Origin of the sequence: Burkholderia sp. E168m23, from assembly GCF_016586125.1 — a bacterium.
Classification (GTDB): Bacteria; Pseudomonadota; Gammaproteobacteria; order Burkholderiales; family Burkholderiaceae; genus Burkholderia; species Burkholderia orbicola.
This window is the reverse complement of sequence record NZ_BCPP01000136.1, coordinates 1-10,324: the sequence shown is the minus strand read 5'-3', so window position 1 is coordinate 10,324 and position 10,324 is coordinate 1. Positions and strand designations below refer to the sequence as shown.

Annotated in this window: 8 protein-coding genes; all 8 read right to left on the bottom strand. The window is 66.8% G+C overall.

Going from position 1 to position 10,324, the window contains the following annotated elements:
- Window positions 1-81 precede the first annotated feature (81 nt).
- The 8 genes from JMF90_RS09985 to JMF90_RS09950 all read right to left on the bottom strand — a co-directional run bounded on the left by JMF90_RS09985 (window position 82) and on the right by JMF90_RS09950 (window position 9,927).
- Window positions 82-708 carry an SAM-dependent methyltransferase gene (locus JMF90_RS09985; RefSeq protein WP_011546186.1) on the bottom strand — a complete coding sequence of 209 codons (627 nt, stop codon included), beginning with the start codon at window positions 706-708 and terminating at the stop codon, window positions 82-84.
- Window positions 709-725: 17 nt separating this feature from the next.
- Window positions 726-2,303 (bottom strand): ubiquinone biosynthesis regulatory protein kinase UbiB, encoded by a 1,578-nt coding sequence (gene ubiB, locus JMF90_RS09980; RefSeq protein ID WP_006487907.1) that lies wholly within the window; start codon window positions 2,301-2,303, stop codon window positions 726-728.
- A gap of 12 nt (window positions 2,304-2,315) precedes the next feature.
- On the bottom strand, window positions 2,316-2,942 hold the full coding sequence (locus JMF90_RS09975; protein ID WP_011546187.1) for an SCP2 domain-containing protein: 627 nt from the start codon (window positions 2,940-2,942) through the stop codon (window positions 2,316-2,318).
- 164 nt (window positions 2,943-3,106) lie between these two features.
- Window positions 3,107-4,138 (bottom strand): Tim44 domain-containing protein, encoded by a 1,032-nt coding sequence (locus tag JMF90_RS09970; RefSeq protein ID WP_011546188.1) that lies wholly within the window; start codon window positions 4,136-4,138, stop codon window positions 3,107-3,109.
- A gap of 41 nt (window positions 4,139-4,179) precedes the next feature.
- Window positions 4,180-4,911: a bifunctional demethylmenaquinone methyltransferase/2-methoxy-6-polyprenyl-1,4-benzoquinol methylase UbiE gene (ubiE, locus tag JMF90_RS09965; RefSeq protein WP_011546189.1), complete on the bottom strand. Its 732-nt coding sequence runs from the start codon at window positions 4,909-4,911 to the stop codon at window positions 4,180-4,182.
- Window positions 4,912-4,963: 52 nt separating this feature from the next.
- Complete coding sequence (locus JMF90_RS09960; protein ID WP_011546190.1) at window positions 4,964-5,377, bottom strand: gamma-butyrobetaine hydroxylase-like domain-containing protein; 414 nt, start codon at window positions 5,375-5,377, stop codon at window positions 4,964-4,966.
- A complete protein-coding gene (locus JMF90_RS09955; RefSeq protein WP_011546191.1) occupies window positions 5,374-5,817 on the bottom strand; it encodes an HIT family protein in 444 nt (147 codons plus the stop codon). The genes JMF90_RS09960 and JMF90_RS09955 overlap by 4 nt, the downstream gene beginning before the upstream one ends.
- A gap of 84 nt (window positions 5,818-5,901) precedes the next feature.
- Window positions 5,902-9,927, bottom strand: coding sequence for a DUF3683 domain-containing protein (locus JMF90_RS09950; RefSeq protein WP_006477834.1), 4,026 nt, complete (start codon window positions 9,925-9,927; stop codon window positions 5,902-5,904).
- Between the last annotated feature and the right edge of the window lie 397 nt (window positions 9,928-10,324).

Below are 10,324 nucleotides of genomic sequence, written 5' to 3'. Positions count from 1 at the left end.
AGAAACTGGAAACGGCTTGCAAAACCTTGAATTATAGCCGAAACCCCGGCGCGTTCCGGCAATGGCCGCGACGCCCGCGCATCAGCGACGGCGCCACGTGAGCCAGCGCTCGTGCCCGTCGAACACGGCCAGCGAATCGGTCACGGGCAAATCCTCGAGCAGCTCGAAGTGCGGCGCGAGCAGCGCATCGAGTTCCGCCCGCTCGATCCCGAACGGCGGCCCCTTCGGTTTGGCCACCACGAAGAAATAGCCGGCCAGCAATCCGCCCGTGGGCAGCAGCTCGGCCATCCGCGCCGCATAGCCGGCGCGCAGGCCCGGCGGCAACGCGCACAGGAACGCGCGCTCGTACACCCACTGCACGTCGAACGGCGGCCGGTACTGGAAAAAATCGGCCTGTTCGACGACGTCCGCATGCGCGCCGAGCTGCGCCTTCGCCGCAGCGACCGCCTGCGCGGCGAAATCGATCGCCCGCACCGGCCAGCCGGCCTGCGCGAGCCAGCCGGCCTCCTGCGCACTGCCGCAGCCGGGAATCAGCACCGCGCACGGCTCGCGCCGCTGCGCGAACACGCGAAAGCCGTCCGGCACGCCGCCGAATTCCCACGGCGTCACGCCGCGTGCGAAACGCTCGTCCCAGAACGATGCGCTACCGGGGTCGCGCGTCGCGAAATCGGCGGCCGACGGTGCGGCCGGTTGCTTCGGATCGGACATCGCCGCGCTCCTTTCGATCAAGCACCGTACGCGAGCGCGAGCAGCACGCGCGCGACGAGCGCCCCGACGCCGACGGCCAGACCGAAGATCAGCAACGCCTGCAGCAGCCGGTTTGTCCGCTTCTGCTCGACGAGGACCTGACGCATCAGCTCCTCGCTCGCGGCGCGCGGCGCGTCGTGGCGCGCGGCCAGTGCATGGTGGATCAGGCGCGGCAGTTGCGGCAGCGTCTTGCTCCACTGCGGCGCCTCGACCTTGAACCGCTCGTACCAGCCGCGCAGGCCGATCTGCTCGGTCATCCAGCGCTCGAGATACGGCTTCGCGGTCTTCCACAGATCGAGCTCGGGGTCGAGCGAGCGGCCGAGCCCTTCGACGTTCAGCATCGTCTTCTGCAGCAGCACGAGCTGCGGCTGGATCTCGACGTTGAAGCGGCGCGACGTCGAGAACAGGCGCATCAGCACCTGGCCGAGCGAGATGTCCTTCAGCGCGCGATCGAAATACGGCTCGCACACCGCGCGGATCGCGCTTTCGAGCTCCTCGACGCGCGTCTCGGGCGGCACCCAGCCCGATTCGAGGTGGAGCGTCGCGACACGGTGATAGTCGCGCTTGAAGAACGCGAGGAAGTTCTGCGCGAGGTAATTCTTGTCGAAATCGGACAGTGCGCCGACGATCCCGAAATCGAGCGCGATATAACGGCCGAACGTGTTCGGGTCGAGGCTCACCTGAATGTTGCCCGGGTGCATGTCCGCATGGAAAAAGCCGTCGCGGAACACCTGCGTGAAGAAGATCTCGACGCCTTCGCGCGCGAGCTTCTTGATGTCGACGCCGGCCGAACGCAGCGTCTCGACCTGGCTGATCGGCACGCCGGTCATGCGCTCCATCACGAGCACCTGCGACGTCGAGAAATCCCAGAACATCTCGGGTACGAGCAGCAGGTCGAGGCCCGCGAAGTTGCGGCGCAGCTGGCTGCCGTTCGCGGCCTCGCGCATCAGGTCGAGCTCGTCGTGCAGGTACTTGTCGAATTCGGCGACGACCTCGCGCGGCTTCAGGCGCCGGCCGTCGGCCCACATGCGCTCGGTCCACGTCGCGATGTCGCGCATCAGCGCGAGGTCGGAATCGATCACCGGCAGCATGTTCGGCCGCAGCACCTTGACGGCGACGGCCTTGCCCGCGTGCACGCCCTGCTTCAGCTTCGCGAAGTGCACCTGCGCGATCGACGCGCTCGCGATCGGCTCGCGCTCGAATTCGTCGAACAGCTCGTCGACCGGCGCGCCGAGCGACTTCTCGATGATCGCGATCGCGACGGCCGAATCGAACGGCGGCACCTGGTCCTGCAGCTTCGCGAGTTCGTTCGCGAAATCGACCGACAGCAGGTCGCGGCGCGTCGACAGCACCTGGCCGAACTTCACGAAGATCGGGCCGAGGCTTTCGAGCGCGTGACGCAACCGCACGGCGGGCGGATCGGAGAAGCGGCGGCCGATCGTCGTGATCCGCAACAGCAGCTTCACGCGCCGGTCGTCGATCCGGGACAGCATCACTTCGTCGAGGCCAAAGCGGATGACGGTGTAGACAATCTTGATGAAACGGAAAATGCGCATGCCCTGCGGCCCTCAGTGCGCGCCGCGCGGGCCGGAGCCTGCGCGCGCGCCGATTTTTTGTTCGAGTCGCTCGACCCGCTTTTCGACCCGCGCGAGCGCATCGCGTGCGCGCGCCAGTTCGGCGTCGAAGCCGCCGAGCGACGCGCGCCGGACGACCTGCGGGTTCTCGTCGAGCCAGTATTCGGCGACGGAATCGAGCACATTGCGGCCGGTGCGGCGCGCGCGCGCGCCGGCGTCGCGCACGACCGTCGCGATCCGGTACGCCGCCGCGTCACCGACCAGCTTCGCGAGATCTTCTTCCGGTTCCCAGCGCAGATGCTCGGCCAGCTTCGCGATCTGCGTCGCGAATTCCGCGTCGCCTTCGATCTTCACGTGCTTCATCACGGCCGCCTGGCCGCCCTGCAGGAACGCGGCGACCGTGTCGCCGGCAAGCGCGATCGACACGTCGACCTGTTGTGCATCATGCGCGTCGACGGCCGACAGATAGCCGTCGGGCTGCACCAGCAGCGTGAGCGTGACGGGAGGCACGTCGATCCGGGCAGTCTTGCCCGCATAGGGAATCAGGCGGTCGCGCGCCCACGATTCGCGCGCGAGCAGGTGATTGACGGCAGCAGCAAAAGGCTTGGCGGCAAAGGTCATCGGGCTGGGAAAGAAAAAACCCGCGCAGGCCGGGCGCCCACGCGGGTTTCTATTGTAACGTCGGATCGGCGGCAGACCGTGCCTGACCGTACACCCGGGCGGCAAGCGGTCGCAGTGCGGCGGCCGTCGCCCGGGTGCCCGGCGGCGCGGGCCGCCGGCCACGCTCAGTGCGTGTTGATCTGCTGGATACCCGCGAGCAGCCAGCCCTGACTGCCCGACTTCGACAGGTTCCACACCTCGTCGAACGGCGCGGCCGACGTATTCGCCGCTTCGCGGATCAGGCCGTGGAAGCGCACGCTCGCCGACTGCTCGATGCCGCGATCCTCGATCGCGACCAGTTCCGCGTCGAGCTGCACGACGTCGGTCTGGTTCGCGTCGTTGCCGCGCGAATCGAGGTCGATCTTGATCTCGGCGAACATTTCGGGCGTCGTGAACTCGCGGATGTCGGCCAGGTTGCCCTGGTCCCACGCCGCCTGCAGGCGCACGAAATAGACTTTCGCGCTGCGCAGGAACGCTTCGGTGTCGAAACCGGCCGGCACCTGCAGCGGCGCCGCGGCCGCCGCGGCTGCGCCGGCGGCCGCTGCACCGCCGCCGAATACGCCCTGTGCTTCGTTCGCATAGCTGCTGCCGCTGCCCGCGTAGTTGCTGCCGGTGTTGCCCTGCTGGAACGACGGGCTTTGCGAGTAGCCGCCCGACGACGAAGCCGCGCCGCCGACCGAATACGCCGGCTCCTGCGGGCGACGGCGGTTCATGAACTTGCGGATCAGCCAGATGCCGACCATCGCGAGCAACGCGATCACGATGACGTTCGCCATCATGCTCGCGAATGCGCCGCCGAGACCGAAGTGCGACAGCAGCGCCGCGATGCCGAGACCGGCCGCGAGGCCGGCGATCGGCCCGAGCCAGCGCGAGCGGTTGGGCTGCGCGGCCGGCGTGGGCGCAGCCGGGTTCGCACGCTGGGCCTGCGACGGCGCGGCCTGCTGCATCGGCTGCTGCGCGGGCGGCGTGGCCTGGCGCTGCGTGACGGTGGAATTCTGGCGACCGATGCTGCGCCCGCCGCCCATGCGCCGGGCTTCGGCGTCGAGCGATGCGAACGTGCCGGCCGTGAGCAGGCCGACCATCAGCAGCGTGCCGACCCGTCGAGCCCACGGCTTCGACGGTTTGCTACGGTTGAACAACGAACGCGATTCAGACATCAGCTTCTCCGAATGTAAGACGAATGTAGGGAAAGAACCCCTTAGTACTTGGTCCCTAGGTGTAAAGCTACCACGCCACCTGACAAATTGTAATATTTGACGGCGTCGAGGCCTGCTTGTTCCATCATCGTCTTCAGCGTGTCCTGATCGGGGTGCATCCGGATAGATTCAGCAAGATACCGATAACTTTCAGCATCTTTCGCGAACTTGTCGCCAAGCCACGGCAATACTTTGAAAGAATACAGATCGTACGCCTTTTTCAGCGGATCCCAGACTTTCGAGAATTCCAGCACCATCACGCGGCCGCCGGGCTTCGTCACGCGGCGCATCTCGGCGAGCGCGGCATCCTTGTGCGTCATGTTGCGCAGCCCGAACGCGACCGTGACCACGTCGAAGTAGTTGTCCGGAAAAGGAATTTTCTCGGCGTCGCACAACAGCGACGGCGTCACGATGCCCTTGTCGAGCAGCCGGTCGCGGCCGACGCGCAGCATCGATTCGTTGATGTCGGTATGCCAGACCTCGCCCGTCGGCCCGGCCGCCTTCGCGAACGACTTGGTCAGGTCGCCGGTGCCGGCCGCGATGTCGAGCACCTTGAAGCCGGGGCGCACGTTCGCCTGCGCGATCGTGAACGCCTTCCACGCGCGGTGCATGCCCGCCGACATCAGGTCGTTCATCAGATCGTAGTTGCTCGCGACCGAATGAAACACGCCCGCCACTTTCTTCGCTTTTTCGTTTTCCTCGACGCTCTCGAAGCCGAAGTGGGTTTTGCTCATCGCGTTGATCCTCAGTAAATGGCAAGACGGCGCCGAGCGGGCGCCGTCGATTTCAGTGGCAGTGGCCGTGCGGCGCGCTGGCCGCCTGCATCGGCGCGTCGCGCTCGACGCCCGCCGCCTTCAGTTTGTCGAAATAGTCGCGCCACAGCGCGTCCTGCTGCGTCGCCAGCTCGTACAGCAGGTCCCACGAGTAGATGCCGGTCGAATGGCCGTCGGAGAATGTCGGCTGCAGCGCATAGTTGCCGACGCCCTCGAGCGCGGTGATCGTCACTTCGCGCTTGCCGGTCTGCAACGTCTCCTGGCCGGGCCCGTGGCCGCGCACCTCGGCCGACGGCGAATAGACGCGCATCAGCTCGAACGGAATCCGGTAACTCTCGCCGTTCGGATACTGCAATTCGAGCACGCGCGACACCGCGTGCACGACGACGCCGGACGGAATCGGCGTCGTGGAAGTCAAACCGCTCATGCTTGCCTCGAATCGGTCATGCGTTGAATTTCCTCGCGCACCGCATTGTGCAGCAGCGAGGCCTGCGCCGCGCGCGAGCGCAGCAGCGCCTCGGACACGCTGCGCTGGCGCGGCGCCCACACGGGCTGCGGAAAATGGGCATCGTTGGAAAAACGCGGAATCACGTGCCAGTGCACGTGCGGCACCATGTTGCCGAGGCTCGCGAGATTCACCTTGTTCGGCTGCATCACGCGGCGCACGGCCCGCTCGACCGCGTAGACCACGCGCATCAGATGTGCCCGCTCGGGCTCGCCGAGATCGGAGAACTCGGCCACGTGCGCGCCCCAGATCACCCGGCAGAAGCCCGGGTAGTCGTGCTCGCCCGTGGCGAGCACGACGCGCAGCGCATCGTCCTGCCAGAGCACCTCGCCGCCGTCTTCACGGCAAAACACGCATTCCATCGTCGCTCCCATGTGGACAGGCGCCGGCATGGCATGCCGGCGCCCGCTCATTCCCGGCCCGGTCGGGCGGTCGTCATGCCCGCATTAGACCAGCACGCGCTCGATCCCGCCATGGTTCGCCCGTGCGACATAATCGGCCATCCAGTTCTCGCCGAGCACCTGGCGCGCGATTTCGACCACGATGTAGTCGGCTTCGAGGTTCGCATCCTCGCTGTAGCGCGACAGGCCCTGCAGGCACGACGGGCAGCTCGTCAGGATCTTCACGTCCGGGCCGTTCGCGGCCGCGGCGGCCGGCGCCGGCGCATCGCCCGCCACCACGGGAATCGCGCGCAGCTTCGCGGCGCCCTTGCGGATCTCCTCTTCCTTGCGGAAGCGGACCTGCGTGGAGATGTCCGGCCGCGTGACCGCCAGCGTGCCCGATTCGCCGCAGCAGCGATCGTTCTTCTCGATCTTGTAGCCGTCCTTCTCCGAACCCATCAGCTCGTTGACCAGCTTCACCGGGTCGATCGTCTTGATCGGCGTGTGGCACGGGTCGTGATACATGTAGCGCGTGCCCGTCACGCCATCGAGCTTCATCCCCTTCTCGAGCAGGAACTCGTGGATGTCGATGATCCGGCAGCCCGGGAAGATCTTGTCGAATTCGTAGCCCGCGAGCTGGTCGTAGCAGGTGCCGCACGACACGACCACCGTCTTGATGTCGAGGTAGTTCAGCGTATTCGCGACACGGTGGAACAGCACGCGGTTGTCCGTGACGATCTTCTCGGCCTTGTCGTACTGGCCCGAGCCGCGCTGCGGATAGCCGCAGCACAGGTAGCCCGGCGGCAGCACCGTCTGCACGCCCGCTTCCCAAAGCATCGCCTGCGTGGCCAGCCCGACCTGCGAGAACAGCCGCTCGGAGCCGCAGCCCGGGAAGTAGAACACCGCTTCCGAATCGACGGTCGTCGACTTCGGGTTGCGGATGATCGGCACGATCTTGTTGTCCTCGATGTCCAGCAGCGCGCGCGCCGTCTTCTTCGGCAGGTTGCCCGGCATCTTCTTGTTGACGAAGTGGATCACCTGCTCGACCGCCGGCGGCTTGCCGGTCGTCGCGGGCGGGTGCTGCGTCTGCTTCGTCACGACCTTCTTCAGCATGTCGTTCGCGAAGCGCTGCACCTTGTAGCCGACGCCCATCATCACGCCGCGCGCGAGGTTGATCGTCTGCGGATTGGTCGCGTTCAGGAAGAACATGCCCGCCGCATTGCCGGCGTTGAATTTCTTCTTGCCCATCTTGCGCAACAGGTTGCGCATGTTCATCGTGACGTCGCCGAAGTCGATCTTCACCGGGCATGGCGTCGCGCACTTGTGGCACACCGTGCAGTGGTCGGCCACGTCGTTGAATTCGTCCCAGTGCTTGATCGACACGCCGCGGCGCGTCTGCTCTTCGTACAGGAACGCCTCGACCAAGAGCGACGTCGCGAGAATCTTGTTGCGCGGGCTGTACAGCAGGTTCGCGCGCGGCACGTGGGTCGCGCACACCGGCTTGCACTTGCCGCAGCGCAGGCAGTCCTTCACCGAATCGGCGATCGCGCCGATGTCGGACTGCTGCATGATCAGCGACTCGTAACCCATCAGCCCGAAGCTGGGCGTGTACGCGTTGCGCAGATCGGCGCCGTCGAGCAGCTTGCCCTTGTTGAAGCGCCCGTTCGGGTCGACGCGCTGCTTGTACGCGCGGAATTCGGCGATCTCGTCGTCGGTCAGGAATTCGAGCTTCGTGATGCCGATCCCGTGTTCGCCGGAAATCACGCCGTCGAGCGAGCGCGCGAGCGTCATGATGCGGGCGACCGACGCGTGCGCGTCCTGCAGCATCTCGTAGTTGTCGGAGTTGACCGGGATGTTGGTGTGGACGTTGCCGTCGCCCGCGTGCATGTGCAGCGCGACGAACACGCGGCCGCGCAGCACGCGCTTGTGGATCGCCTGCGCCTCGTCGAGGATCTGCTTGAACGCGCCGCCGTTGAAGATCGCGCGCAGTTCCGCGCGGATCTCCTGCTTCCACGAGATGCGGACCGTGCGGTCCTGCGTGATGTGGAACACGGTCGCGCCCGGCTGCTCGTCCGCGCGATCCGCGAACTTCTCGGCGAGCGCCTCGTAGCCGAGCTGCACCAGGTAGTGCTGCGCCTCGCGCAGCGGCTGGTCGAGCCGGTCGCGCACGAATTCCCAGCGCGCGCGCACGCGCTTGAGCAGCTCCAGCGCCTGCTGCACACGGTCTTCCAGCAGTTCCGCGCTCGGGATCTCGTTCGCGTCGTCGGTCTTGCCGAGCGGCAGGTTGCCGCCGCGGAAGAACGCTTCGAGCGCGTCCACCAGTTGCAGCTTGTTCTTCAGCGACAGCTCGATGTTGATCCGCTCGATGCCGTCGGTGTACTCGCCCATCCGGTTCAGCGGGATGACGACGTCCTCGTTGATCTTGAACGCGTTCGTGTGCTTCGCGATCGCGGCCGTGCGACTGCGGTCGAGCCAGAAGCGCTTGCGCGCCTCCGCGCTGACCGCGACGAAGCCTTCGCCGCTCTTGCCGTTCGCCATCCGGATCACTTCGGACGTCGCCTGTGCGACCGCGTCGGCGTCATCGCCGACGATGTCGCCGATCAGCACCATCTTCGGAAACGCATTGCGCTTGCTCTTGGTCGCGTAGCCGACCGCGCGCAGGTAGCGCTCGTCGAGGTGCTCGAGGCCCGCGAGGATCGCGCCGCCCTGCTTCGACGTCTCGAACAGGTAGTCCTTGATCTCGACGATGCTCGGGATCGCCTCGCGCGCCTGGCCGAAGAATTCGAGGCAGACGGTGCGCGTGTGCGCGGGCATCTTGTGCAGCACCCAGCGCGCAGACGTGATGAGCCCGTCGCAGCCTTCCTTCTGCACGCCCGGCAGGCCGGCGAGGAACTTGTCGGTCACGTCCTTGCCGAGCCCTTCCTTGCGGAACCGGCGGCCTTCGATCTCGAGCATCTCGGTGCGCAGCAGCTTCTCGCCCGGCGCATACGCGCCGTCGAACCACTTCAGCTCGAAGCGCGCGACCGCGATGTCGTGGATCTTGCCCTGGTTGTGCTCGTGGCGCGTCACTTCGAGCCAGTTGCCGTCCGGGTCGACCATCCGCCACCAGGCCAGGTTGTCGAGCGCGGTGCCCCACAGCACGGCCTTCTTGCCGCCCGCGTTCATCGCGACGTTACCGCCGATGCACGATGCGTCGAGCGAGGTCGGATCGACCGCGAACACGTAGCCGGCCGCTTCCGCCGCCTCGGTCACGCGGCGCGTGACGACGCCTGCGCCGGAGAAGATCGTCGGCACCTTGTGCGCGACGCCCGGCAGCTCGGTCAGTTCGACCGCGCCGAGCTGTTCGAGCTTTTCGGTGTTGATCACCGCGGAAAACGGCGTGAGCGGCACCGCGCCGCCCGTGTAGCCGGTGCCGCCGCCGCGCGGGATCACGGTCAGGCCGAGCTCGAAGCACGCCTTGATCAGGCCGGCGATCTCGGCTTCGGTGTCGGGCGTCAGCACGACGAACGGGTATTCGACGCGCCAGTCGGTCGCGTCGGTCACGTGCGACACGCGCGACAGCCCGTCGAAGCGGATGTTGTCCTTCTGCGTGCAGCGGCCGAGCGCCTTGGTCGCGCGGCGGCGCAGGTCGGCCATCTTGTCGAATTCGTCCGCGAACTCGTTGACCGCGCGCTGCGCGGCGGTTTCGAGCATCTCGACGCGCGACGCGCGCTCGCGGCCCGCGTCGTCGCGGTGCTCGGTGAGATCCGCGCTGCGGCGCTTGCCGATCTCTGTCAGTCGGTGGTTCAGCGCCTCGATCAGCAGCGCGCGGCGCTTCGGGTTGTCGAGCAGGTCGTCTTGCAGATACGGGTTGCGACGCACGACCCAGATGTCACCGAGCACTTCGTACAGCATCCGTGCCGAGCGGCCCGTGCGGCGCTCGGCACGCAGTTCGTCGAGCACCGACCACGCCTCTTCGCCGAGCAGGCGGATCACGATCTCGCGATCCGAGAAGGACGTGTAGTTGTAGGGAATCTCGCGCAAGCGGGGCGCGGGGTCGGCGGCGACGGCGGCGGCCGCGCCATGCGGATCGAAAACTTGTGGTGCGTTCATGTTCGGACGACTCGGAGGGCCGATACACCGTGCACGGGCGTCGGCAAGCGCGTAGGCGCAATCTTGGGGAAATCTGTTCTGTTACCAGGCGCGCGGCTGTCCTTCATGGGGCCGGAGCGGGCGACTCGCCCCTCCTGGCCGGCGACAGGGCCTGGCGGCACTCGGAATCATCAGCACGATCGCGCGCGGCGCGCATGCCGTTCGGCCGCGGGGCTGGCTGCGCGCGGCGTCGGCTTCAACGGTGCGATCCGAGGGTGCCTCTGCATCTTCCGAATCCTTGATTCAAAACGGAATTCTAACCCATGATCGGGCCGCCCGTGACACGCCGGACAGGTCGTGGGGCTATCGCCGCGAGCCGCGCCGGGCGGGGCTCGGCGCGATTTCATGTGATCATTCG

Coding starts and splice junctions, on each gene's coding strand:
- JMF90_RS09960 (WP_011546190.1), bottom strand. CDS start 5,377: ATGAGCGGTTTGACTTCCACGACGCCGATTCCGTCCGGCGTCGTCGTG.
- JMF90_RS09955 (WP_011546191.1), bottom strand. CDS start 5,817: ATGGAATGCGTGTTTTGCCGTGAAGACGGCGGCGAGGTGCTCTGGCAG.
- ubiB (WP_006487907.1), bottom strand. CDS start 2,303: ATGCGCATTTTCCGTTTCATCAAGATTGTCTACACCGTCATCCGCTTT.
- JMF90_RS09950 (WP_006477834.1), bottom strand. CDS start 9,927: ATGAACGCACCACAAGTTTTCGATCCGCATGGCGCGGCCGCCGCCGTC.
- ubiE (WP_011546189.1), bottom strand. CDS start 4,911: ATGAGCAAAACCCACTTCGGCTTCGAGAGCGTCGAGGAAAACGAAAAA.
- JMF90_RS09970 (WP_011546188.1), bottom strand. CDS start 4,138: ATGTCTGAATCGCGTTCGTTGTTCAACCGTAGCAAACCGTCGAAGCCG.
- JMF90_RS09985 (WP_011546186.1), bottom strand. CDS start 708: ATGTCCGATCCGAAGCAACCGGCCGCACCGTCGGCCGCCGATTTCGCG.
- JMF90_RS09975 (WP_011546187.1), bottom strand. CDS start 2,942: ATGACCTTTGCCGCCAAGCCTTTTGCTGCTGCCGTCAATCACCTGCTC.